The sequence below is a fragment of the Paenibacillus sp. FSL R7-0273 genome (assembly GCF_000758625.1).
In the GTDB taxonomy this organism is placed as follows: domain Bacteria; phylum Bacillota; class Bacilli; order Paenibacillales; family Paenibacillaceae; genus Paenibacillus_AQ.
The window spans coordinates 1,772,054-1,798,553 of record NZ_CP009283.1 but is presented as its reverse complement, the minus strand read 5'-3'; the positions used below and the strand labels follow the sequence as shown (position 1 = coordinate 1,798,553).

At 54.1% G+C, this 26,500-nt stretch carries 16 protein-coding genes; 9 read left to right on the top strand and 7 right to left on the bottom strand.

The window, feature by feature from the left end; genetic code table 11:
- Positions 1-196 precede the first annotated feature (196 nt).
- Positions 197-3,748: a M14 family metallopeptidase gene (locus R70723_RS07745; RefSeq protein WP_047171057.1), complete on the top strand. Its 3,552-nt coding sequence runs from the start codon at positions 197-199 to the stop codon at positions 3,746-3,748.
- 135 nt (positions 3,749-3,883) lie between these two features.
- On the opposite strand, the gene R70723_RS07740 is transcribed toward R70723_RS07745, so the two are convergent.
- From R70723_RS07740 to R70723_RS31955, 4 genes are all read right to left on the bottom strand, one after another.
- Entirely contained in the window at positions 3,884-4,840 is a 957-nt protein-coding gene (locus R70723_RS07740) for a glycoside hydrolase family 43 protein (protein WP_039871117.1), read from the bottom strand.
- 56 nt (positions 4,841-4,896) lie between these two features.
- Positions 4,897-6,711, bottom strand: coding sequence for a glycoside hydrolase family 43 protein (locus tag R70723_RS07735; RefSeq protein ID WP_039871113.1), 1,815 nt, complete (start codon positions 6,709-6,711; stop codon positions 4,897-4,899).
- Positions 6,712-6,739: 28 nt separating this feature from the next.
- A complete protein-coding gene (locus R70723_RS07730) occupies positions 6,740-9,124 on the bottom strand; it encodes an alpha-L-arabinofuranosidase C-terminal domain-containing protein (protein ID WP_039871111.1) in 2,385 nt (794 codons plus the stop codon).
- 332 nt (positions 9,125-9,456) lie between these two features.
- Entirely contained in the window at positions 9,457-10,656 is a 1,200-nt protein-coding gene (locus tag R70723_RS31955) for a sensor histidine kinase (RefSeq protein ID WP_052421224.1), read from the bottom strand.
- A gap of 195 nt (positions 10,657-10,851) precedes the next feature.
- Between R70723_RS31955 and R70723_RS07720 the strand changes: the two genes are divergently transcribed.
- Positions 10,852-11,712, top strand: coding sequence for an AraC family transcriptional regulator (locus R70723_RS07720; RefSeq protein ID WP_052421223.1), 861 nt, complete (start codon positions 10,852-10,854; stop codon positions 11,710-11,712).
- A 25-nt stretch (positions 11,713-11,737) separates the two neighbouring features.
- Here the strand turns inward: R70723_RS07720 and R70723_RS07715 are convergent, their stop codons facing one another.
- On the bottom strand, positions 11,738-14,122 hold the full coding sequence (locus tag R70723_RS07715; protein WP_039871109.1) for a glycoside hydrolase family 95 protein: 2,385 nt from the start codon (positions 14,120-14,122) through the stop codon (positions 11,738-11,740).
- 114 nt (positions 14,123-14,236) lie between these two features.
- Positions 14,237-14,455 carry a hypothetical protein gene (locus R70723_RS07710; protein WP_039871107.1) on the bottom strand — a complete coding sequence of 73 codons (219 nt, stop codon included), beginning with the start codon at positions 14,453-14,455 and terminating at the stop codon, positions 14,237-14,239.
- A gap of 137 nt (positions 14,456-14,592) precedes the next feature.
- Between R70723_RS07710 and R70723_RS07705 the strand changes: the two genes are divergently transcribed.
- Entirely contained in the window at positions 14,593-15,150 is a 558-nt protein-coding gene (locus R70723_RS07705; protein WP_039871104.1) for a DEAD/DEAH box helicase family protein, read from the top strand.
- Positions 15,151-15,163: 13 nt separating this feature from the next.
- Positions 15,164-16,042 (top strand): EamA family transporter RarD, encoded by an 879-nt coding sequence (gene rarD, locus R70723_RS07700; protein WP_039871102.1) that lies wholly within the window; start codon positions 15,164-15,166, stop codon positions 16,040-16,042.
- A gap of 66 nt (positions 16,043-16,108) precedes the next feature.
- Here the strand turns inward: rarD and R70723_RS07695 are convergent, their stop codons facing one another.
- Entirely contained in the window at positions 16,109-18,787 is a 2,679-nt protein-coding gene (locus tag R70723_RS07695; RefSeq protein ID WP_039871101.1) for a glycoside hydrolase family 78 protein, read from the bottom strand.
- Positions 18,788-18,996: 209 nt separating this feature from the next.
- Here R70723_RS07695 and R70723_RS07690 point away from each other — a divergent pair, with 209 nt between their 5' ends.
- The 5 genes from R70723_RS07690 (at position 18,997) to R70723_RS07670 (ending at position 26,471) form a co-directional block, all read left to right on the top strand.
- Positions 18,997-19,878, top strand: coding sequence for an AraC family transcriptional regulator (locus R70723_RS07690; protein WP_039871098.1), 882 nt, complete (start codon positions 18,997-18,999; stop codon positions 19,876-19,878).
- Between the two features lie 690 nt (positions 19,879-20,568).
- Entirely contained in the window at positions 20,569-20,778 is a 210-nt protein-coding gene (locus tag R70723_RS07685; protein ID WP_039871096.1) for a hypothetical protein, read from the top strand.
- Positions 20,779-21,399: 621 nt separating this feature from the next.
- Entirely contained in the window at positions 21,400-24,066 is a 2,667-nt protein-coding gene (locus R70723_RS07680) for a cation-translocating P-type ATPase (protein ID WP_039871095.1), read from the top strand.
- 130 nt (positions 24,067-24,196) lie between these two features.
- Positions 24,197-25,078: an AraC family transcriptional regulator gene (locus R70723_RS07675; RefSeq protein WP_039871094.1), complete on the top strand. Its 882-nt coding sequence runs from the start codon at positions 24,197-24,199 to the stop codon at positions 25,076-25,078.
- A gap of 115 nt (positions 25,079-25,193) precedes the next feature.
- Positions 25,194-26,471 carry a glycoside hydrolase family 27 protein gene (locus R70723_RS07670; protein WP_039871092.1) on the top strand — a complete coding sequence of 426 codons (1,278 nt, stop codon included), beginning with the start codon at positions 25,194-25,196 and terminating at the stop codon, positions 26,469-26,471.
- Positions 26,472-26,500: the final 29 nt, after the last annotated feature.

Genomic DNA, 26,500 nt, shown 5'->3' with positions numbered 1-26,500 from the left:
AATACTATATTATAGTTTTCTATATGTATATTAAATGTGTTTTATGTATATTAATTCGTCACACGCAATGTGAATATTACATATTCATGGGAGATTTGCCGTGCGAATCTACAGGAGGGATGCATAAATCTGCATACGCAGAAGCCGTCTGCCTTTCCGGCAGCAATCTATTACATAACAAGACACTGGGAGGTTTATGATGACTAAGAAATTTTTATCCTTATTAATCGCATTAACCCTGGCATTATCCGGAATTATTCCGTCAGCCTACGCCGGAGCAGCTGTTACCGAAATTCAGCCTCAGGCTCTGACAGCACCGGTATCCGCAGATTCCGGTAATTCAGCTACTGTATCAGAAACCGTCTATCAGCCAGCTACTGTATCGGAAGAGGTCTACCAGGCCTCGATGACCGAAGCCAGAACCATGCCGGTTACGCTGACCCTTCCTGAAGGCGTTACAGCAGACCAGCTTAGCTGGACCTTCGGCAGAACGGCGGAGGAAATGAAGCCGCTGGCCGAATGGAAGAAATGGAATAACGCTTCTAATGTTAGAGCTTATACGGGAGACCCTTTTGTAAAAGTATCCTATGAGCCTGCTGCCGCTTCTACTGTAACCGCGTTGGTATACTTCGATATGCCATACGGTGTGAACCTGGCCGTCAGCGGAGTACGGGCTGAATATGTGAAGCTTGCAGGGGTATACAACCTGACTGCAACAACACCTGCCGGCGATGTGCTGGTAGAGCAGCAGGTGGATCTGAACCCGTATGATACCTATCATACATATGATGAAATCAAGCCGGCCATTGATAGAATTACCGCCGACAGCAACAACAAATACGGCCGCTATGTGGAGTACCAGCAGATCGGAACGTCCACACAGGGACGGGCGATCCACTTCTCCATCGTCGCCAAGGACAAAGCATCCGTAGATCAATATCTGAACGAAACGCTGCCGCTGATGAACAACGACCCTGCCAAGCTGCAGGAAATGATCAAGAGCGGCCAGCTTCAGGATTATAAAGTGCCGATCTGGCTGAACAACATCCATGCGGATGAAGCCAATGGCGTAGACGTTATTATCAAGTTCCTGGAAACACTGATGACAGAAAAAATCGTGAACTATGATACAACAGATGAAGACAAAAATGTAATTCCGGTGGCCCTCGACATCGACAAGGCGCTGGACAATGTGATTTTCCTGCTGGACTATGTAGAGAATCCGGACGGCCGTGCGCTCAATACCCGTGCGACTTCCACCCTGCTCGACCCGAACCGCGACAACTCTTACCAGACACAACCTGAGACTCAGGCTGTTACAGCGCAGATCGCCAAATGGACTCCGCTGAGCTTCCTGGATATGCACGGCTTCGTGAGCGGCTTCCTGATCGAGCCTTGTACTCCGCCGCATGACCCGAACATTGAATATGATCTGGTTATCGACAACATGGTTGAACAGGCTAAAGCAATGGGTAATGCCGGTATCGCTAATACCAAATACGACGAGTACCACATTCCTTATCTGGAAGCAAAAGAATTAGCGAAAAATCCGAATTACTCCGATCCGTACGGCAACGCTACCGGCTGGGACGATGCTTCCCCGGCATACACTGCTGTATATGCGATGCACCAGGGTGCTCTTGGACACACCATCGAGGTTCCGGAGCTGAATGAAGATTCGCTGGATGCTTTCTACTATGCAACTCTGGCGGCTACCAATTATGTACAGGATAACAAACAAGAGCTGTTCCTGAACCAGCTCGAAATCTTCAAGCGCGGCCTTAACAATGAAGATAACAAAAACGTTGATGAATTTCTGGTAAACGCCCAGTACGAATCGATCGGCCGTGAGCGCGAAACTGAAACAACAAACTTCTTCCCTGAGTACTATGTGCTTCCTGTAGCCAAGGACCTGCAGAAGAATGCGCTGGAAACTTATAAAATGGTGCAGTACCTGCTCCGTAACGGTGTAAAGGTTGAACAGACTGCTATTTCTGTAACCGTAGACGGAATTATTTATCCTCCAGGAACGTATGTCGTGAATATGCACCAGGCTAAACGGGGCTTTGCCAACCTGGTATTGTATGACGGACTGGATGTATCCGACTTTGATGCCATGTATTCCGATACCGTCCAGAACTTTGCCGATATGCGCGGATTTGACCGTTATATCAGCCGCACTGAAGGTGCGTTTTCCGGTACAACTACACAGGTGAGCAGCGTTGTGATTCCGGCAACGAGCCTGGATCAATATCCCTTCTCGCAAAATTACGTAATCCGCAACAGCAACAACGATGCGGTCAAAGCAGTTAACGAGCTGCTCTTGAACAAAAAAGCGGTAACCCTGCTTGATAACGGCGGTGCCGGCTATGAAAAAGGCAGCTTCCTGGTTTCCAGATCCAATCTGCGGACTGTAGCCTCCAAATACCTGCTGGACATTGTACCGTTCTATGCAACAGGTGACAAAACAGGTAAATTGCTGAAGCCGGCAAATGTAGCGATTGCGGGAGCACCTTCCTTCATTCTGGCCGATCTGGGCTTCAAGGTAACCTCCAACACAGCTGCAGCGGACGTACTGGTTAACTCCGGTACTAACCTGATCGCCAGCGGCAAGCCTTTCATCGGGTATGGCCGTACGATCCTCAGCAGCGTTAAAGCTCTGAATATTCTGCCTGGTCTGGATTTTGCCAATCCGGTGAACAAGGCGAACAGAGCAGCCGCGCACGAGGGCTTGTTCAAAGCAACAATCTCACAGGACAGCTTGATCACTGCTCCTTATGATGAAAGTGAATACCTGTATACTGTATCTGCCGCCTACATCACAGCTGTTCCGGAAGGCGCTGAAATTCTGGCGAAATACGGAACCGGAGATGACTTCTTCAAAGCCGGCTGGTGGCCGAACAGCGACGCTGCCAAAGATCAGGTGCTGGCCCTGGATTACCAGACTGACAGCATTCATGTAACCCTGTTCGCCAATGACCTGCTTAACAAGTATCACCCGCAGAACCAGTTCAGACTATTGGCTAATGCAATCTACGCCTCCGCTCCGGCAGCTACAGAAGCTGACGGTTTGGATAACGGTGTACTGGAAGCCGAGCCGGTTAGTCCGGGCACAGGCGCACCTGCTGCAACTCCGGCACCGACTGCAACACCGGCACCAACCGAAACACCGCAGCCGACAGCAACACCGGCTCCGGCCAGCTTCACCGATCTGGGTAAAGTAACCTGGGCCGCATCTGCAATTGAAGAGCTAAGCGCTAAAGGCATTATTAACGGCGTAGGCAACGGCAGCTTCGCACCGCTCAAGGAGGTTACCCGTGCTGAATTCATCACCATGATCGTCCGCGCCTTCGCTCTGCCGCTGGACAATGCTTCGGCTGACTTCAGTGATGTAGCCGATACCAGCTGGGCATACAGCTATGTTGCCGCCGGCGTACAGAACGGTCTGGTTAACGGTGTAGGCAACGGCAAGTTCGAGCCTAACCGTTCCATTACGCGTGAAGAAATGGCGATTATCGCCGCCAATGCCCTGACGAAGCTCAAAGGCAAATCGGTTACCAATGCCGATGCTGCCCTTGCAGCCTTCAAGGACAAAGCAAGCATCGCTTCCTACGGTAAAGACGCTGTAGCGCTGCTTACCCAGGAAGGTATTGTTAAAGGGATGACAGCTGACACCTTCGCGCCAAAAGGCATTGCCAACCGCGCCCAGGCCGCCGTCATCATCAGCAACATCATCAACCTGCAATAATCTATACTATAAAAAGGGATGCCCCTTGGCCGCAATGGCTGAGGGGCATCCCTTTTTTTGTTTTGGATTAGGTGACGTTTTTTCACTTAAATATGCTGCCGGAGCGTTCCCGGCAGCATGCGGTTTATCTGTTTACTAGACTTCCAGTGCTTTGCCGTCAGGTACCGGCAGGCCGAAGACCGGCAGACCCTGCTCATCCCATTCCACCGGCTGTACACGGGCATGACGGTTTGGATCAAACAGGGGATCACCTGTAATCTCCTTATAGTTTCTGGCATGGTAGACGATCAGCTCCTGCGAGCCGTCAGCAGACACTGTAAAGCTGTTATGCCCCGGTCCATACTGTCCGGTCTCCTCGCTTGATGTAAAGACAGGAACCGGGGATTTCGTCCACGAGCCGGCATCCAGCAGATCACTGTCCTCCGCTGCCGTGAGCATGCCCATGCAATAATTATGGTTAGTAGCGCTGGCAGAGTAGGTCAGGAAGATCTTCCCGTTCTTTTTAAGAATGGCCGCGCCTTCATTAACCCGGTAGCCGATGATTTCCCAGTCATATTCCGGCCGGGTCAGCACAGTCTGACTGCCCTCCAGTGTCCACGGGTTAGCCATCTTTGAAATAAACAGGCTGGAATTCCCCTGGACCGACGGGTCCTCCTGGGCCCATACCAGATATTGATTTCCCTTATGCTCAAAGGTAGTCGCGTCCAGCGAGAAGGTATCCCAGGCTGTGTAGATCCGGCCCTTCTCTTCCCAGCTGCCTTCAAGCGGATTGTCCGCCCCGTTCTCCAGCACATACAGACGCTGTGCAAAAGGCGCATCATCGCTGCCTGCCGAGAAATAGACATACCATTTACCGCCGGTGAAATGAATTTCCGGCGCCCACACATAGCCGCTCATAATTCCGGTGATGTGCTTGGTCCAAATGACCACGGCCTCGCTTCCGGCCAGCTCCCCGAGAGTCCGCGCTCTGCGCAGCTCAATCCGGTCGTACTCGGGAACTGAAGCGGTAAAATAATAGTAGCCGTCACTGTGCCGGTAGATACTGGGATCTGCCCGCTGCAGGACTAATGGATTGGTAATGGTTTCTTTCATATATGGCAACCTCCTGGCTGATCTGTATTTACTTCATATCGCTATACATGCTGCTTCTACAGCTTCACCGGCTGCATCAGCCCGTCCCCGCCGAAGCTTAAGAGATCGATGCACGTTTCACGGTGAATGCCTTTATAATCATTGAACCGGGTGAGCGGTGTAACGAACCGGTGATAGGCAATCCAGTACTTTCCGCTATCCGGGTCCTGCAGGATGGAATGATGGGCGGTACCGAGCATGTTTTTGTCTTTATTCTTGCTGAGAACCGTATACTGGAAGTTTACAGGCCCGTACAGCTGCTCTGACGTGCCATAGTTGACATGGTAATCCTCGCTGCCGGTATCATCGCAGGACCAGGTGAAGTGATACAGCCCGTCCCGCTTAAGCACCGTCACGGCTTCGCGGAAATCGTGCAGGCCCTCCAGGTTCTGCATCGTGTCTTCGAGCACTGTAACCATATCAGCGCCCAGCTCAACGATGGCGGCATGACTGTTGCCGAACAGCAGGTACACTTTGCCGTCCTCCTCCACATATATGGACGGGTCAATCGCCTGCCCCATAACCAGCCCGAGACGCTTGATCTGCTCCAGGGTAATCAGCGGCTCCGGCTGTGCGGTGAAAGGCCCTATCGGCGTATCGGCAACTGCCACACCGATGGCGCTGTCCCCGTCCGGCTTTTTGCCGCAGAAGTAATAGTAGTAGCGGCCGTCCTTGGTGGCGATGCACGGAGCCCAGGCGCTGCTGACAGCCCAAGGCACATCATCGGTCGCCAGATCAAGGATTACGCCTTCATCCTTCCAGAGCTGCAGATCCTCCGAAGAGAAGACATGGAACTGTGTTCCCGACCAGCCGGTGAAGCCGTCTGTTGTCGGATACAGATAGTAACGGCCGCCGAACTTGGCCAGATCCGGGTCAGCGAATTGTCCCGGCAGCACCTGGTGGCCGTCCCCGAATGCCTGCAGCAGCAGGCTGGATTCTTCAAAGGTAATTGGCAGCACGCCGCCGTGGCGCTTTTTGCTGCTGCCAAGGTCAAACTCGCCGTCTTCAAGCACCCTGAATTCCCCGCTGCTGAGGTCTGAGGTCAGCAGCGGCAGATACCCTTTGCCTTCCGCATAGCGGTCCACAATCAGGCACCACTCCTCACGGCCGTTCAGCTTGAAGATTTCCGGGCCTTCCACACCCATGATGGCCTCCAGCACCGGAGCGTCAACATAGCTGAAAGCATCCTTATCCAGCGAGGCGCCTTCCTCTACCCGGATGTTCTTTGTAGTCTCATCCTTGGAATAGCGGTAATACTTACCGTTTGCCTCAATAATCGTGGTATCAATAATATGGTTCTCACGCTCAATATATTTCTCTGCCGGACTGAAGGTCCGGAAATCTTTGGTGCGCGCGCTGTAGATTTTGTGCTTACGGGCGTTCTCATGCGGTTCTTGTGTGGCAGAAGCCCAGAACACCAGGAATTCATCTGCAGCCTCATCATAAATAGCTTCCGGGGCCCAGACACAGCCTGCGCCTTCCACGCCGACTGTAACCGGCCAAGGCTCAGACCAGTTCACCAGATCGGCTGATTCCCAGACGATAATATCGCGGCTCCCTTCCTCAACAGCCGCACCCCAGCCCTTGCCGCTGGCAATGCGGAGATCGGTGGCAATCAGATAGAACTTGCCTTCCTTAGGCGAGCGGACGATAAAGGGATCTCTGGCTCCCTTTTCTCCGAGCTCTGAACGCAGAACCGGCAGGCCCCCGTTCAAGTCCTTCCAGTGCAGGCCGTTCTCGCTGTATGAGAAGTAGACCTGTTCACCGTCCGGCTGCTCCCCGATAAAATGAACTAAAAGATAGCCGGTGTATGTTAATTTGGATTCGGACAAGATAAGCCCTCCTTGCGGGAATAGTGGATTAATTAGAATGAATTCTGAATACAGTCACGGAATGTCCCGGGAATTCATAGGCAAAGCTGCTGCCTTCAAAACTGATCGTTGTGTTGGACGGGCTGACCTTCAGCGGCTCCTCAAAGCTGTTCTCGGCATCGAGGCTGACTCCGGACAGCTCATGGACCTCAGCCAGGTATGAAGCGGCTGCCAGCTCCTGCAGCTCTACCGTAACCGGAAGCGGCCTCTCCAGGACGTTTACCGCCTTGACGATCACATCGCCGGTGATATCCTCCACGCTTGCCGTATAATACAGCGGCTGAATGTCCGGCTGGCGGTCCTCCGCCGTGTTGATCACAGCACCGTCAACCGAGGCTGTAATCAGGCGGCCGCTGACGTGCAGCTCCAGCTCATAATCGGTATCCTTCTCTACCGTGAACAGGCTCTGGGTCAGGCAGGAGCCCCGTCCGTCAGTTACCGCACTCAGCGTGCTGTCCTGATTCTGCCAGCCGCCAAGCTCCCAGTTCAGCCGGTTCTTAGCGTCCTGCATGCCGTAGAAGATCAGGAAGGCGCGGACGCCGCCTGTTTTGCGGGCAGTCAGTCTGAGCGTGTAATCGCTCCAGCCGGTTTCCCCCAGCGTGAACGAGCGCAGCCCTTCCTCCTTGCTGACGGTACCTTCTGTGTCATTGAGCTCCACTGGTGCTTCTATCACCTTTTGCTCACCTGTCAGATTGTTGGTCAGCGTAATGTTGCTGTATATAACAGCAGATTTCTCGGCAGCCAGGACGATGCTGCCCTTCACCGGCTCCCGGACAGGCTCCGGCTTCGCCGGCAGATTCTCGGCATCGATCTCCAGCAGCCGGTCTCCGTGATGGTTCATGAACAGCTTCTGGACATAGTAGTTCGGTGTACCGAACGCTTCATGGTTGTTAAACCAGATCATATCCGGCTTCCAGTTAACATAGTCGACATTGCACAGCATCGGCGCATAGCAGGCCAGGCCGATAGCATGGGCATTGCGCTCCAGCCGGGTCATGAATGCGGCTTCCACCAGCGCATTATAATAGGTGTTGCCCCAGGATGCATATTCACCCAGGAACACCTTAGGCTCATCAGCCTTGAAGCTGTCGTACCGGTCCATATTGGCCAGGAACCACTCCGGGGACTGGTAGTAATGCTCGTCAACAAGATCTGAGCCGTGTTCTCTGGCCGAAGCCCAGCCCCGCTCATATTCACCGCCGGCAGCGAACGGGCCGCTGCTGTTAATCACCTTAATATCCGGATACTGCTGCTTAATGGCCTTATGGAAATACGGATACCGCTCAAAGAATGGCTCGCCGACCTCCTCGTTGCCGATCGCAATATATTCCAGGCCGAACGGCTCGGGATGACCGAGTGAGCTGCGGATCGCTCCCCACTCCGTGGATGCGTCACCAATGGCAAATTCAATCAGGTCCAGGGCATCCTGAATCCACGGCCCCAGCTCGTCAAGCGGAACGATGCGCTTATGGTGCGGGTCATAGCCGCCCGGCAATACAGGGATCGCCTTGGCCCCGATATCTTCGCAGAACTGGAAATACTCATAGTAGCCGAGGCCCAGGGTCTGATTATACTGCCAGTTATTCCGTCTCGCCGGACGTTCAGCAAGCTCGCCGATCGTATTCTTCCAGCGGTACATTGAATTCCGGTCATCGGGATTCAATGATCCGTCATGAACAAGACAGCCGCCGGGAAAACGCATGAATTTCGGCTTCATATCGGCCAGCAGGACGGCGATATCCTCGCGCAGCCCGTTGCGGCGTCCAAGGTAGGTCTTCTCCGGGAACAGGGACACCAGATCAAGCTCCAGCCTGCCCTGCCCGCCGGTCAGGATGACCAGCCTGCAGGCATTATCGGTGCAGCCAGCGGTCAGAACGGCTTCGTATTTCCGCCAGTCAGCGGAATCCACAGCAAGCTCAGCTGATGCGCACACCTCGCCGTTCCGGTCCTCAATGAGGACACGTACAGGCACATTGAAGCTGTCCGTGCGCCGTGCATAGACGGAGAACAGATAATTTCCGCCTTTCTTTACGGGAATACCGGTGTTAAAGCCGGCATTGGACAGGCCGACACCGTCTCCCGGCTCGATAATCTGGATAACCGCATAATGCGGGTTTTTGGAGTGAAACGGGGATTCGCTCTCCACTGTCAGCTCCGCACGCCCGCCGCCGCGCTCCACCTTGTCCCAGGCAGTCAACGCATGATAGCTGGGATGGTCGATCGGGTCAAATTCAAACGAGCGGTTCTGAACCAGCTCTGCATACAATCCCCCGTCTGCGGCATGATTAAGGTCCTCAAAGAAAATACCGAACATATCGCCCAGCGCTGCTCCAGTCTTTTGCGTGTACACCTTCAGCTTGGTCTGGTTATTCATTGATCCTGTTCCTCTCTAATAAAACTTTTATTTAGTTAACATTTATATTAATATATTTATAATTACAAAAGTATTATAGGCAGATGATCCAGGCGGAGTCAATCCAATATTATTGAAACGATCGATTTTTTTGCGAAAAATCAATTATTATGATTCCTGTCAACGCCATTTAATTAATATTTATATTAACTATACACTTTTAAATAGCGAAATCTCTCAACTGTCTGTCTCTGCCCGGCTCTAAAGATCGCAGTAAAACTGTAACAAAGCAAAAAGACCCGCCGTCTGGCAGGTCTTCCTAAATATCACCTATATCGCATATGCGCTGCCGTCTATAAGACAGCCTCATCCATATACACCGGGTCATTAACCAGGGGCAGGCTGACCTTTACACTCGTCCCTACATGAACCTTGGAATCCACCTGGATCTGTCCGCCGTACGTTTCAATCAATTGCTTGCAGATGGATAATCCGATACCGGTTCCTTTTTGCTTGGTGGTAAAAAAGGGATCAAAGATCCGGTTCAGCTTATCCTCCGGAATCCCCACGCCGTTATCGGCAAAAATCAGCACAATCTGGCTTGTCTCCGCCTGCACTGTAATTGTAACGTCGATTCTGCCGCTGTAGATCGTGAAGGAGTCAATACTGTTCTTTAAAATATTCAGAAAAACCTGCTCCAGCTGTGAGGCGCTGCCCAGGGTCAGCAGCTGCTCTGTAGAATAGTTCACATTCAGAACGATATTATCGCTGAGTATCAGCTGATTCACGATATTGATCACTCGATGGACAACCTCGATCACGTTAAAAATTTCACCGTCATTCGTGACGATATCCCCTTTACGGGACAGCACCAGAAAATCGGTAACCAGCTTGTTCAGATTGTCGATTTCCTTGATGGTAATATCAAGATAGGTGCGCAGCTCTGCCGCCTTGATTACAGGCTCATTCAAGCGGTTGTTGACAAGCTGGGCAAAGCCCTTAATTGAAGCCAGCGGATTACGGATTTCATGGGCCATGCCTGCTGCCATCTGTCCCATTACCGCGATTTTTTGTTCATGCAGACTGTCAATTTCCTGATTCTTGTTGGACAGATAGCCTTGGGCGAAACCGGTAAAGCGGGCCCAGTTGCATTCGACCAGACGTTCATTGAACAGCAGGCGGCCCGCAGAATCATCCACCTGATCCTCTATAATCCGGAACATCACATTCTGGGCCGTAAGGTTCAGATCCTTGCTCATTTCCAGCATCAGATCATAATGCTTGCCCAGCAGCTCTGCCATGAACACCCCTTGCTGGGCGCCTTCGCGCTGCTGTACATCCAGATACCGCACGTAATCCTCGGCTTCCATAAAAAAGGCCTCAATCATAAGCACCAGAATATCCCTGAAGCTTGAATCCAGCATCTCCTTATGCATAGTAATAAACAAGGCAAATTCCGTATTTTTGCCGGCTAGTGACTGGTAATGCCTGTCCAGAATGATGGGAACGGCAGAAATTAACGATGCACGCAATTCATTTTCACTGTAAGCCATTTTTATCCACCTTCATGTTATAAGAAATCCATATTTGAACTGTACGACGTGCAGCCATTTTTGTAAATATTGGATTTATGGAAGTTTAAGGGCTGTAAGCCCTTTCCTCAAAAAAATAGCCGAATTTAACTAATGCATGCTAAAATCATTACCGATGCTTAGTGAATCCACTGCACAGGAAACGGAGCGTAAATAGTGAACAACCAGCAATTAACCCGGATGTACATGGAGAATCTGGAAGTACGCGTAACCGCTGCAGGCTACAACCAGGTATGGAGTGACTGGCGGGAGCTGGACTACACGCCTGACTACAATAAGTTTTATCTGATCTGCGAAGGGGAGGGCTGGCTGAAAATAGGTGATACGGAATACACCCCGCAGCCCGGAGAGTGGTTCCTGATGCCTCAGGGCGTCAAGCAGTCCTTTTCGTATACTTCCGGACCGCGGTATACCAAATACTGGTGCCATTTTACCGCACGGATCGGGGAACGCAATTTGTTTGACCTGCTGCAGACACCGGTGATGATCGGCACGGGGCAGGACAGCGGCGCGGCTGAGCTTTTCCGCGAATTACTGAAATACCATAAAGACGATTCCGTTACCGGCCCGCTGCTGGTCAAAGCCGCCATGCTGAGGCTCATCTCCTATTACCTGGAGCAGGTAGCCGTGACCCGGAGCGGTCTCCGGCCGGCTGCCGTATCCGAGCCGCTCCAGCAGGTGATCTCGCATATCCAGCGCTATTATCACCGGAATCTGACGATTGAAGAGCTCGCGGAGCAGGCACACCTGCAGCCCAATTATTTTATCCGTGTATTCAAAAGGCAGTTTGGAACTTCACCGATCCAATACATCAATAAAAAAAGGCTCGAGGAAGCCAAGCTGCTGCTGGTGACCACCAACCTTCTCTTGGCGGAAATAGGCGAACGGGTAGGAATTCCCGACATCTCTTACCTGTCAAGAACCTTCAAGGCGGCCACCGGCTTCTCGCCCACGGCCTACCGGCTGACCTTCAATCCGGAGCAGCGATTTGTACACGCAAAAAAACCTCAGCAATGAGGTTTTTTTGATGTTTTACTGACTATTATATAACCGAAATAATATACCGCTTACCAGCTTCAGCTGTAAATTCTGTGATCCCGTCTCTGGCAGCAGTCTTAACCCTTGCATTTCCGGCTTCAGTAACTTCAATATTACAGCGGGCAGCTATGCTGCAGGTTTGGGTACGGGATGCTGTAACCGCCGCACCTGACAAGCCTCCGTTAATCCAGTCTATGTCCACTTCATAGCCGCCTCTGGCCCTCAAGCCCTTAACAAACCCTTCAGGCCAGGAGTCCGGCAGCGCCGGCAGCAGCTCCAGAAAGCCCTGGTGTGACTGCAGCAGCATCTCGGCAATGCCCGAGGTGGCCGCAAAATTGCCGTCAATCTGGAACGGCGGATGGGCATCGAACAGGTTCGCATATACGCCGCCCTCAGCCGCCCGGTTATGATCCGTCTCATTCTCCCTGACAAGGTTCAGCAGGTTTGTAATCAGGCGCTCGGCCCGGTTGCCGTCCTTGAAACGGGCCCACAGGCTGATCTTCCAGCCCAGGCTCCAGCCTGTTCCGCCGTCCCCCCGGATCTCAAGCGCGGTTCTGGCAGCACGGAACAGCTCCGGCGCAGACTCCTCTGAGATCAGACGGCCCGGATATACGCCGACCAGATGGGAAACGTGGCGATGATGGACATCCTGCTCCTGATAATCCGCAGCCCACTCCTGCAGCCGTCCCTGCTGCCCGATGCGCAGAGGCTGCAGCCGCTCCTTCGTACGCCGTAGCTCGGCTGCAAATTCTTCATCTGTCTGCAGCAGCCCGGCCGACTCTATGCAGCTGTCAAACAATTCAGCGATCAGCGACAGATCCATTGCGGCTGCCGCAGTTACAGCATGCAGTCCCCCTCCGGCATGGAACTTATGCTCCGGTGAGGTGGACGGGGAAGTAATGAATGCCCCGTCTTCATTTTCAATCAGCCAGTCCAGGCAAAACAGCGCGGCATCCTTCATGACCGGATAGGCCTTATTGCGCAGATAATCCTCGTCACCGCTGAACAGATAATGCTCCCATAGATGCTGGGTCAGCCACACAGCACCCATCGGCCAGAACGCCCATACCGGATCTCCGTCCCCGTAAGCGCCTGCCGGTCCGCTCTGGGCCCACAGATCAGAATTGTGATGGGCTACCCAGCCTCTGGCGCCATAGTTAATCTCTGCTGTCTTTCGTCCGTTAACAGCCAAAGCGCCGATGTAATCGAGAAAGGGCTCATGCAGCTCCGCCAGATTACACACCTCCGCCGGCCAGTAATTCATCTCTGCGTTAATGTTCAGCGTGTAATTGGAGCTCCATGGAGCCCGGGTCTCCTGATTCCAGATACCCTGCAGATTGGCCGGCTGTGTACCCGGGCGGGAGCTGGCAATAAGCAGGTATCTGCCGTAATGGAACAGCAGCTCCACGAGGCCCGGATCACTGCTTCCGTACTCAGCAATCCGCCGGTCCGTGGGCAGCTCTGCCGGAGCTGTGCTAGCTCCCAGCTGCAGCTTCACCCTGTCAAACAGCGAGCGGTGATCCTGCAGATGCTCCTCCCGCAAGGCAGCGTAGGACTTCCCGCTGACAGCACCGATGATTCGGGCTGTCACTTCCCCGGGGTTCCGGTCCGGGCTGCTGGCCCGCAGCAGCGGATCGAAGCTCGTCGCTGCACTGAAGTACAGGGTAACCGAGGTTGCCCCGCTGATGTGCAGCCCCTCTGCTCCCGCCCGCAGGCTTCCGCCGTCAAGCACGGCCGCCAGCCTTCCGTGGAACCGCAAGCTTTTAGCTGTTTCAGGATCGCCGTATTGTACGGGTTCAGCAGTCTTATAATAATTCGGGTCCACCTGCTCCGGTGCGCGGCCGGCTATGGTGTACTGGTCCCCCTCCGGCAGGGCGCTGTAGCGGAGCTGGCTGTCAAGCCCTGCACGTAAGCTCAGCGCGCCTTCCCGGCTGGCGGTCAGCCTGACAGCAATGACCTGATCCGGGTGGGACGCAAACACCTCACGCGTATATTGAACACCGCCGATCTCGTATTGTATGGTTATCACTCCTGACGCCAGATCCAGCTTCCGGCTGTAGCTTCCCCGGTGAACCGGCCTGCCGTGCTCCATCATGATATTCAGATTGCCGAGCGGCAGGTACGACTGGGTGTAGGGCCCGAGCATTTTCCGGCACAGCTGGTCTGCTTCCCCGTGACGCCCTTCTGCGATCAGTGCCCGTACCTGCGGCAATACCTCCTTAGCCCCGGGGTTGTTCCACTCGCGGGGATAACCTGACCAGAGCGTATCTTCATTCAAAGCAATCCGTTCCTGTTCAATCCCGCCGAATACCATAGCGCCAAGGCTGCCGTTACCTGCAGGCAGTGCCTCTGTCCAATATACAGCAGGGGTATTAAATTGAATGTTCACTTGTTACAGACCTCCATTTATCCGGCTGATGTTACTGCTCTCAACTTAATCGTAACAGCCGAGGGCAGCCGGATGAATGTCCGATCTTATCTTTCTTTTGCATAAAACTATCATTCACCAAAAGTGCGGAAAGCCGAAGATCCAGATCACTGCACCAATCAGCATCATGACAATACCGGCAATCCGGGACATAATGAGCGGAAAGCCCTTCGTATACTTTTTGGTCTCCGCTGTACCGGGTTTGGCGATATTCACGGTCACCGTACTCTGCACAAGGTATAACAGTCCTAACATAAACAGGGCCAATCCTGCCAATATCCGGAGAATAAGCATGCTTCAGCCTCCTTGTTCTTCCTATAGTTATTACCGCGTTACTGTTCATTACCCTCTGTCTCCGTGACTGAAATAATGCTGCCCGGCCCTTTCGCTTATGCTATTATGTATCCAGACCATTCCGGGAGGATGAAAAGATGAAGCTGATCATTATATTCGGCCCGCAGGCATCCGGAAAAATGACAATCGGGCATGCGCTGGAAAAAACCACAGAGCTGAAGCTGTTCCACAACCATATGACAATCGAGCTGCTGGCCCCTTATTTCGGCTTTAGCGCAGAGATGTGGAGGCTGGTCACCAAATTCCGCCAGGATATATTCGAGGCTACTGCCGGCAGCGGGCTGTACGGAATGATTTTCACCTATGTATGGGCCTTTGATCTGCAAAATGATTGGGATTACATAGATTCTGTCTGTACAATTATCGAGGAACGCGGCGGTGAAGTGTACTTTGTGGAGCTTGAGACTGCCCTTGAAGAGCGGCTTGAACGTAACAAAACACCGCACCGGCTCGAGCATAAGCCTTCCAAACGGGATACTGCACGCTCTGAGCAGAATTTGTTAACCACAATGGAGCAGCACAGGCTGAACTCACAGGAAGGGGAAATCACCAGAGAGCGTTACATAAGAATCAATAACACCAATCTGTCTGCCGATGAGGTAGCCCGGAGAATCAAAGAGGAATTTCAATTGTAAGGGAGAAGTGAGCATGAACAACGGGCTCGTCAACGCTATTATCGCTTATATTATGTGGGGGGTCCTGCCGCTTTACTGGAAGCTGTTTAACAATGTGCCTGCAGGCGAGATTCTCTCGCACCGGGTTGTCTGGTCGTTTGTATTCATGGCTATTCTCGTCGCCATCCAGCAACGCTGGGGTGACATGAAGCGGATTGCAGCCAACCGCTCCCAGCTGCTGTCACTCACAGCCAGCGGACTGCTGATCGCAGCGAATTGGCTCATCTTCATCTGGGCGGTGAACAACGGGCATGTCGTAGAAACAAGCCTCGGCTATTATTTGAATCCGCTGTTCAATGTGCTGCTGGCGGTCGTCTTTCTCCGTGAAAAGCCAAACCGCGGCCAATGGCTGGCCATTGCGATTGCCGGTGCCGCGGTGCTGATCATCGCCATCAACTACGGACGTTTTCCGTGGATTGCCATCTCGCTTGCTGCGTCGTTTGGCTTGTACGGCCTTGCCAAGAAAAAAACCAGACAAGAGGCTTCCGTAGGCCTGCTGTCGGAGACAGCTGTCGTTCTGCCCATTGCACTCGTCTACTGGATCTATCTGGCGGCCTCCGGAGAGTCCACAGCCTGGACACTGTCCTGGCCTATGTTTACCGGATTGCTTCTCTCCGGTGCGGTGACGGCCCTGCCGCTGCTCTTTTTTGCGCGGGCGGCTGCCCGGCTGCCGCTAACCACACTCGGCTTCGTACAATATATCGGACCGACGATCATGCTGATATTAAGCATATTTGTATTTAAGGAGACGGTCTCGCCGGTTCTGCTCACCGGCTTCGCGCTCATCTGGACAGCGCTGGCCGTATACGCTGCATCATCGGTTCGCGCAGCAAAGCTTGCCAAGGCAGGCTAAACTCAATAAGCGGCAGCTGAGGACTTTATCCCAAGTCCTCAGCTGCCGCTTTTTTAATGTGTTAGATCAGTCTGCACTTTTATTGAGCGTGAACCGGTAGCTCCCCGATCCCACGGTCAGCTTCCGGCCGCCGGCGTTATCTTCCACTGCTATAACCCCGGTCACCTGATCCAGCTTCTCCCCGCCCTCCGTAATCTGCCCCTGACAGCCGTCCGGCACAATCACCTCGGCTGTAGTATTGGCCGGAATCTCCACGCTCAGCTCCAGAGAGCCGTCCGCCTGTCTGCTCCAGGCTGACTTGACCGGACCGTAAATGGAGCTGTAGGAGGCTTCCGCCCAGGATAGCTGTGTGCCAGGCTGCGGCTGGATACGGATTTTTTTATAGCCGGGCTCGATTAGCTCGATACCCCCGGCAATCCGGTACAGCCAGTCACCGACAGCCCCGTAAGCATAATGGTTGTAGGAGTTCATATCGTCGCTCCAGAAAGAGCCGTCCTGCTTAATTCCGTCCCAATGCTCCCAGATCGTCGTGGCTCCCTGAAGGACAGAGTACAGCCAGGACGGATACTCCTTTTGCAGCACCAGCTCATAAGCCAGATCCGTATAACCGAAGCGCGACAGAACCAGGCACAGGTAAGGCGTTCCTACAAAACCGGTCGTCAGATGGTTTCCGTTCTCTTTTACATGCTCAGCCAGCATCGCCGCCGTACGCGGGCGGTCTTTTTCCTCCAGAAGATCGAACATTAAGGCCACTGCGTAAGCGGTTTGTGTCGGCGAGGCAACCCTCCCGTTTGGTGTTACGAATTCCTCGCGGAATGCGCGGATAATATTGCTCTGCAGCTGGCGGTATTTCTCCGCTTCCTCAGGCTGTCCGGTTACCTCGGCCGTCTTGACCAGAAGCTCTGTGGAATAGGCAAAAAAGGCAGTGGCGATCAGATCCTTAGGCGTTGCTCCAATGTAGCTGTTCTCCTTCGCATCCAGACCGAGCCAGTCTCCAAAATGATGGCCCGTATTCCACAGAAACTCCTGATCTCCCTGGGCCCGGATGTATTCCACCCACCCCTTCATGCTCGGATACTGCTCCTCCAGCACGCGGACGTCCCCGTAGCACTGATAAAGCGTCCACGGACAGATAACGGCGGCATCCCCCCAGGCCGAGGAGCCATAGCCTGCGGCCGGGATGTCGGGAATGACATGCGGCACCCTGCCGTCCGCCTCCTGATCCGCCGCCAGATCCCTCAGCCATTTTTCAAAAAAAGGCACGACATTCATATTAAAAGCGGCCGTGCGGATGAACACCTGGGCATCGCCCGTCCACCCCAGTCTTTCATCACGCTGCGGACAGTCGGTCGGCACATCGAGGAAATTCCCCTTTTGCCCCCAGAGAATATTATGCTGCAGCTGATTAACCAGCTCATCCGAGCAGCGGAAGCTGCCGGTCAGCTCCAGATCCGAATGGATCACACAGCCGGTGAACTGCTCCAGCAGCTGTTCCTGCGGCACACCTGTCACCTGCACATAGCGGAAGCCCTGGAAGGTAAAATGCGGCTCAAACGTCTCCGGTCCTCCGCCCCTGCAGATATACTTTACCGTCTGCTTCGCCGAACGCAGGTTGCCGGTATAGAAATTCCCGTCCCGGTCGAGCACCTCGGCATGCCGCAATGTGATTTCTGTCCCGGCTCCAGCGTCAACCGTGAACCTGACCCAGCCGACCAGATTCTGGCCCATATCGAGCACCGTTTCGCCAGCCGGAGTGTTTAGAACTGCGATAGGCTTGATGGTTTCAATAATCCGTGACGGCTCATTCTCCTGGGCAACCAGCGTGGCAGGCGGAGCCTCCGTAAGTACAGCAGGCTGCCATTGGTGCTCCGCGAAGCCGGGGGAAGCCCATCCGTCCATTTCGAGACGCGCATCATAGATTTCCCCGTGATACAGCTCCGACATCAGCAGCGGACCGGATGAAGTGCGCCAGCTGCCGTCTGAGATCAGCATTTGTTCTGTTCCGTCAGCTAACGTTGCATGCAGCTGAATGAGTACAGCACGCTGTCTGCCGTAATGGTCCTTGTTTCCGTCCCAGGACAGATAGCCTTTATACCACCCGTTGCCTACGATGCAGCCAAGGGCATTTTCACCGGCAGTGAGCAGCTGTGTTACATCATAGGTCTGGTACTGCAGCCGTTTATTGTAGCTCGTCCAGCCGGGGTTAAACTGTGTATCATCAGCTGGTACGCCGTTTATATATAAACGGTACATGCCAAGGGAGGTCGCATAGATCCGCGCTGAAACGGCCCTGTCAGGAAGCTCAAAGGCTGTGCGGAAATAGTCACACGAATCACTGCTCACTACGGGTTGCCCCGGGGCGGATGCTGCCGTTATCCAGCTCGCATGCCAGTTTTGCTCAGACAGCTGGCCGGTTTCCCAGTATGCCGCTTCGCTCCAGACTGACGCGTTATCTTCAGAGTCCCATATGCGCACTCGCCAATAATAACGGGTACGCGGGAGCAGAGTCTCACCCTCATATCCGATATGAACACTGGAATCTGCGTTGACCTTTCCGGTATCCCATACAAGCCCGGCTTCTGCTCCAAAAGCCGGATCACAGCCTGCCTGAATCTGATAAGCAGACTGGATGAATCCTCTAGCCTGCGCCTGGATCTGCCAGCTGAGCCGCGGATTGGGGTCATCGATCCCCACAGGATTTTTTCTGTAATTCACCATCAGGTTTAACACTTTGGACTGGGTCATTTAAGCCGCTCCTTATACTTGGGATGTAAGCCTTAAGCCGTTCCCGGCTGACGTCAGCTTCCGGTTCCGGCATTCCTACGTCTATTGTATGAGGCAGATTAATAGCATATGGAGGCTGTTCCGGACATTGTTATAGGGCGATCTGGACAATCCGGTGCTGATTGCGTAGGATGGAGTCAATTAACCTACGTTGCAGAGGAGTAATCCGTATGACTGTCAGACGCAGCCGCTTCATAATGTCCGGCGAGGAGTTCTTCGGGCCCGGCATTCCCGTCTATGTAAACCGGGCTTACGAAAACTTCGAGCTGCATGAGCATTCTCATGCGTTCGTCGAGATTACCTATGTCAGTGAGGGATCAGGGGTACATTACATTGACGATGAGGCTATCCCGGTAGAGCATGGCACCCTTTTCTTTATTCCTGTAGGGCGCAGCCACGTATTCCGGCCCAGAACAACCAAAAAGGACCGTCCGCTGATTGTATACAACTGCCTGTTTCCGTTGACTTATATGGAAGGGCTCCGGGGAGCCTACCCGCAGGCTGCAGACATCTGTGATTATTTCACTGTAGAGCACATCCCCTGGTTCTCTGTAAAAGACACTACGGGCTCCTACCATATGCTGTTCCAGGAGCTGTACAGCGAGTTCTCGGCCAGGCCACCCGGTTATCTGGCTGTCATTGCCGCTCTTATCGTCCGGATGCTGACCGGACTCTACAGGCAGCAGCTGCAGTCCGGGACCTCTGCAGGAGCCAGACCGCAATGGACCGCAGTCGATGAAGCGATCGCCTGCATCAAAGCCAATTACGCCGGCGGGGTGACGCTCGGCGGGCTGGCGGCAGCTGCCAATCTCAGTGAGCGCCAGTTCAGCCGGCTCTTCCGGCAGCAGACCGGCATGAGCTTCACCGGCTATCTGCATAACATCCGCATGGACGCCGCCTGCCGTCTGCTGACGGACCCCGGCTATAGCGTAGCCGGGGTCGCCGCAGCCGTCGGCTATGCCGATCTGAAGTTTTTTCACCAGCTGTTCAAGCGCAAGATCGGCATGGCCCCCCGGCAATACCGCCTTAGCGTGCGGGCGGATCAGGGCTGAGTATGGGCGGGGCTGATTGAGGCGCGGGGCTGTTTCGTGGGGCGGGTGGACTAGTTTGAGGGCTCGGCGCTGGCTTGGGGCGCGGGTGGACTAGTTTGAGGGCTCGGCGCTGGCTTGGGGTGCGGGTGGACTAGTTTGAGGGCGTGGAGCTGGCTTGGGGCGCGGGTGGACTAATCTGAGGGCACGGGGGGTGTCTCGTGGCTCGGGTGGACTAGTCTGAGGGCCGGGCGCTGTTTCGTGGCTCGGGTGGGCTAATCTGAGGGCACGGGGGCTGTCTCGTGGCTTGGGTGGACTAGTTTGAAGGCGCGGCGCTGTTTCGTGGCTCGGGTGGGCTAATCTGAGGGCACGGGGGCTGGCTCGTGGCTCGGGTGGACTAGTCTGAGGGCGCGGGGGGGCTAATCTGATGGCGCGGGGGCTGGCTCGTGGCGCGGGTCGACTAGTTTGAGGGCACGGGGACTGGCTCGTGGCGCGGGTGGACTAGTTTGAGGGCGCGGGCCTGGCTTGGGGCGCGGGTGAGTAGTCTGAGGGCACGGCGCTGTCTTGGGGCGCGTGTGGGCTAGTTTGAGGGCGCAGCGCTGTCTTGGGGCGCGGGTGGACTAGTTTGAGGGCGTGGGGGGTGTCTCGTGGCTCGGGTGGACTAATTTGAGGGCGCGGCGCTGGCTTGGGGCGCGGGTGGACTAGTTTGAGGGCGTGGGGGGTGTCTCGTGGCTTGAAAACTGGGTGCTGGGATTTGGCGCTGAAATCAAGGGCATTTTTGCCTCTTATTCCGCCATTTTGCTCGCTTGGGCTGAAATCAAGGGCATTTTTGCCTCTCATTCCGTCATTTTGCTCGCTTGGGCTGAAATGAAGGGCATTTTTGCCCTTTATTTCGCCTTCTCGCCCGAGGCCAGCGCATTTTAAAGGGATTTTTCCCTTTGATAGCGGGCTCCAACCGGGGTTCTGGCTCATTTAATGGGATTTTTCCCTTTGATAGCGGGCTCTAACCGTGGATCTGACTCATTAACGGCATTTTTCCCTTTAATAGCGGGCCCCAACCGGGGTTCTCGCTCATTTAATGGGATTTTTCCCTTTGATAGCGGGCCCCAACCGGGGTTCTGGCTCATTTAATGGGATTTTTCCCTTTGGTGGCCGACTACCATCCAATGGATCTCCCCCTCTAATAGCTAAGCTAAGGCACGCATCAGGTACAGATATTCACCACACTCTATTCCCCTTTTCATCCATTTAAGCATTTGTTTCCTCTCATCCATGACTTTAACACCCGCTAAAGACCGCTCTAAGGAATATTCCTTTCATGAAACTTTTTTCATGTAAGCCCTTTCAACCTTGAGGAACGGGTTTCTCCTGAAACCTCTCCCCTTTCGAAACCGTAACTTTTACAAACAGGTTCCAAATAGTGATTATTGGGCAAACTAAGGTATCAAACCTGAGTAGAAGATGAGTTTAACGGGTATTAGTCCAATAAATCGAAGCTTATGCGCTAGACCAAAGACACCGCAATGCAGAGAGGAGAAATCATTAGTGGAGTATTACCGCAAAAGTGTATCAGACAGCTTACAGGAGCAGCAAAGCTCGGCAAAAGGGCTAACATCAGCTGAGGTCCAGAAGCGGCTGGAAAAGGATGGTTATAATGAAATAAAGGGGCGGGACAGAGATCCCCTGTGGAAGCTTTTCCTGGAAAACTTTAAAGACCCGATGGTGGTCGTGCTGCTGATTGCAGCAGCCATACAAATTTTCATGGGACATGTTATGGAATCGCTCATTATCTTCCTGGTGCTGATCCTAAACGCCGTAATCAGTGTGATTCAAACCCGTAAAGCGGAAAGCTCACTGGCTGCCCTGCAGCAGATGTCTGCCCCGGAGGCCAAGGTGCTGCGCGACGGAGCCCCCCGGACGGTTCCGGCCCGCGAGCTGGTACGCGGTGATATCGTTATTCTCGAGGCCGGGGATTTTGTCCCTGCCGACGGCCGGATCATCGAATCCGGAAGCCTTAAGATCAATGAGGGTATGCTGACCGGGGAATCCGAAGCTGTCGAAAAGCATATCAACACCATTGACCAGGAAGCCCCGCTCGGTGACCGCCGCAATATGGCGTTCAGCGGTTCCCTGGTGGTGTACGGACGCGGTGTTTTTCTTGTAACAGGTACTGCCCTGACTACTGAAATCGGTAAAATCGCCGAGCTGCTCGAAAGCGCCGAAGCCAAGCAGACGCCGCTGCAGCGCAAGCTCGAATCCTTCAGTAAGCAGCTCGGTATTGCTATTCTGATACTGTCGGTTATTATCTTCGGTATCCAGGCGGGCCGTGTATGGCTGTCGGATACAAACGTGGATACTACTGAAGCCATCTTTAACGCTCTTATGTTTGCTGTCGCTGTAGCGGTAGCGGCAATTCCCGAAGCGCTCTCCTCTATTGTGACCATTGTCTTATCTGTAGGAACGAACAAAATGGCCAAGCAGAACGCGATTATCCGCAAGCTGCCGGCTGTTGAGGCGCTCGGCTCGGCCGGTGTCATCTGTACAGACAAAACCGGTACCCTCACCCAGAATAAAATGACGGTTGTCGATTATTATCTGCCGGAGGGAAAGAAAGACCAGTTCAAGCTTGAACATCATGAATGGTCTCCTGAGGCCCGTAGGCTGCTGCATATTGCCGTACTCTGTAATGATTCCAATATCAATGAAGAAGGCAAGGAGCTGGGCGACCCGACCGAGGTTGCGCTTATCGCCTTCAGTAACAGCCTGGATAAGAATTATCAGGAAATCCGCGATAACTTCCCGCGGGAAGCCGAGCTGCCGTTTGACTCCGAACGTAAGCTGATGAGTACCCTGCATACGTTTGGCGGACAAAAGAAAATGATTACCAAAGGCGGACCGGATGTGCTCTTCAGCGTATGTTCGCATGTGCTGATCGATGAAGTTGAAGTGCCGTTTACAGAGGAGCTGCGTGAACGGTTCTTTAAAGTCAATGAGGATTTCTCCAGCAGGGCGCTGCGCGTTCTGGCGTATGCCTATAAAACGGTACCGAACTCCACTACGCAAATTACGCTTGAGGATGAAAATAATCTGGTGCTCGTAGGCTTAACCGCGATGATTGACCCTCCGCGTGAAGCTGTATACAGCGCCATCGCTGAATCCAAAAATGCCGGCATCCGTACGATCATGATTACTGGTGACCATAAAACCACCGCCCAGGCCATCGGGCGCGATATCGGCCTGATGAGTGATACAGATATTGCCATCACCGGCCAGGAGCTGGATGCCTTATCCGATGCCGAGCTCGACAGCAAGCTGGAGCAGATCGGCGTATATGCCCGGGTCTCCCCGGAGAACAAGATCCGGATTGTCCGCGCATGGCAGCGTAAAGGTAAAATCACAGCCATGACCGGTGACGGTGTAAACGATGCACCGGCCCTGAAGCAGGCTGATATCGGCGTGGCAATGGGCAGCGGTACCGATGTTGCCAAGGATGCGGCCGCGATGATTTTGACCGACGATAACTTCGTCTCGATTGTTAACGCAGTCTCCGTAGGACGGACAGTGTTCGATAATATTAAAAAAGCGATCGCCTATCTCTTCTCGGGCAACCTTGGTGCCATTATCGCCATTCTGTTCGCCCTGATCTTCGACTGGATCAACCCGTTCACGGCGATTCAGCTGCTGTTCATCAACCTGGCCAATGACTCCCTCCCTGCGATTGCACTGGGTATGGAAAAAGCAGAGCCTAATGTGATGAGCAGAAAGCCGAGAGAGCTTAATGAGGGCATCTTCTCAGGCGGACTGATGCAGGCAATTATTACCCGCGGCGTGCTCATCGGAGCAGCGGTTATTGTCTCCCTGTATTTGGGTCTTCAGCATTCCGACGACATGGGTGTAGCGATGGCATTCACCACGCTGATCCTGTCCCGTACGCTTCAGACCTTTGCCGCCCGCTCCAATACTCAGACTTCGGTTGAAGCCGGCTTTTTCAGCAACAAATATGTTATCGGTGCCGTTCTTGTCTGCTTTGCCTTCTATGGTATTGCAGTACTGCCGGGCATCAGACAAATCTTCTCTATCCCGGATACGTTCGGAATGTCCCACTGGCTGACAGCAACAGGTCTGGCCCTGGGTGCCGTTATCCTGATGGAGCTGACCAAGCTGGTCCGCAGAGCGTTCAGCCCCAAAAAGGCGGAAGGCGCCCGCGCATAATAACGGACCCTATACGTCATATTAACTATAGACAGCACAGCGCTGCTCCTGCTTGCGGGAGCAGCGCTGTTTTTTGCAGAAGGGTATGATACAGTTACAGTCAGATCCTATTCCTGCAAGGAGGCCCGCTATGGAGATGTCAAAAGGCACCTACGGCTTCCGGTTCGCCGAAGATAAAGAGCTCAAGCTATGTGTGCTGTATGCCGCCGGCAGTGATTCCATTACCACGCCGGCTTACCGCTGGGACGGACTGGAGCGGACAGACGGTCCGCTTCTGCTGTTCCAGTACACCCTCTCCGGCGAGGGTGTTTTTGAATCCGGGGGCCGGACCTACCGGGTTGCCGCCGGACAGGCTTTTCTGGCGGAGATTCCCGGACCCCACCGTTATTATTATGATACGGAGGCTTCGGAGCCGTGGGAGTTCATGTTCCTGCTGTTCCGTCCCGAGCTGATTCTGCCCCACTGGCGCAAATTCCTGCGCGAAGCCGGCGAAGTCCCTTATCTGCCGCCCGACTGCGCACCAATCCGGCTGCTGAAGCTGATTGTCGCCGATGCGGCGGCAGGCCGGATCTCCGACCCGCTGATCGCCTCCTCCTCCATCTATCAGTTCATGACAGAGCTGGCCAGGATGCAGGTGACGTCTCTGCGGGACAAGGATAACTGGTCTGATAATGTAAGGCGGGCAGCTGAATATATAGAGCAGCACTATGCGCAGATGATCAGCATCGATCAGCTGTCAGAGCATGTGGCCCTGTCCAAATACCACCTGATCCGCCGGTTCTCAGCTAGTACCGGACTGACTCCCGGCGCTTATCTGACCCGGGTCCGCACTGAGAAGGCGATGGAGCTGCTCCGGGGAACCAGCCTCAGCATTGAAGCCATTGCCGGGCAGATCGGCTATTCCAGCGGCAGCTATTTCATCAAGGCCTTCCGCAGCCTGACCGGACTTACGCCGGGCGAATTCCGCAGCGGAGGCGAAAGCCTGACCTACCGCAGGCTGTTCTTCGATTAACCGCAAACCGCAATATAGTGCTATCTGGCTTGTAAGATTACTATAGATATTGCAAATCTCCTGCCTTATGATGATCTTATTGAGAGCAATAATCCATCAGTAAAGGAGATTTACAATGACACATAAGCTTGCAGCACCTACACCTCCGCTTGGCTGGAACAGCTGGGACTGCTACGGCGCAGCCGTAACGGAAGCCGAAATCCGCGGCAATGCAGAATATATGGCAGAGCATCTCAAAGACTACGGCTGGAACTACATCACCGTTGATATTCAGTGGTATGAGCCCTATGCGAACTCCTCCCAATACCGGCCGTTCGTGCCGCTGGTAATGGATGAATACTCCCGGCTCATGCCTGCGGAGAACCGCTTCCCTTCGGCAGCGGACGGCCAGGGCTTCAAGCCGCTGGCTGATTACGTGCACAGCCTCGGGCTGAAATTCGGCATTCATATTATGCGCGGCATTCCGCGTCAGGCTGCACACGCAGGAACGGCATTGCTCGGTACAACGGCGACAGCACGGGAGATCGCCCATACCAACTCCATCTGCCCATGGAACACGGATATGTATGGAGTAGACGCCTCTAAGGAAGGCGCTCAGGAATATTATGATTCCCTCTTTGAGCTGTATGCACAGTGGGGCGTCGATCTGGTCAAGGTGGATGACATCGCCGCTTCCAGGCTGTATGACACCCATCAGCCGGAGATTGCCCTGATCTCTAAGGCGATCGAGCGCAGCGGACGGCCGATGGTGCTGAGCCTGTCACCGGGCCCGGCTCCGGTGGAATACGCCGACTTCTTCGTGGAGCATGCCAATATGTGGCGGGTCACGGATGATTTTTGGGATCTGTGGCCGCTGCTGCTGGACATGTTCGACCGCTGCCGCAAGTGGCAGGGCGTACCCGGGGACGGCAGCTGGCCGGACTGCGATATGCTGCCGCTCGGCCATATCGGCATCCGCTCTGTAGACGGCGGCGGCGCAGACCGCTGGACCCGGTTCACGCGTGACGAGCAGCTGACGATGATGTCGCTCTGGAGCATTTTCCGCTCGCCGCTCATCTTCGGCGGCGAGCTGCGCGACAATGACGAGTGGACACTGTCATTGCTGACCAACCGCGAAGTGCTGCGCATCCAGCAGGAGAGCCACGGCGCCAGAGAAGCCCTCTGCAAGGGCGAGCTCATCGTATGGACTGCCGAGCATAACGACGGCACCCGTTATGCTGCGGTGTTCAACACCGGCGAAAGCCCGCTGCAGGTGGAGCTGGCTCTGGAAGAGATCGGCCTCAGCGCAGCAGCCGGCACCGAGCTGTGGAGCGGTGAAGCGGCTGAGCTGGCCGCAGGTACACTGCAGACAACCGTACCGCCGCATGGCGTGAGATTGTATAGCTTTGTGTAAATAACAAAGGGTATCCTGACAGCCGTTAG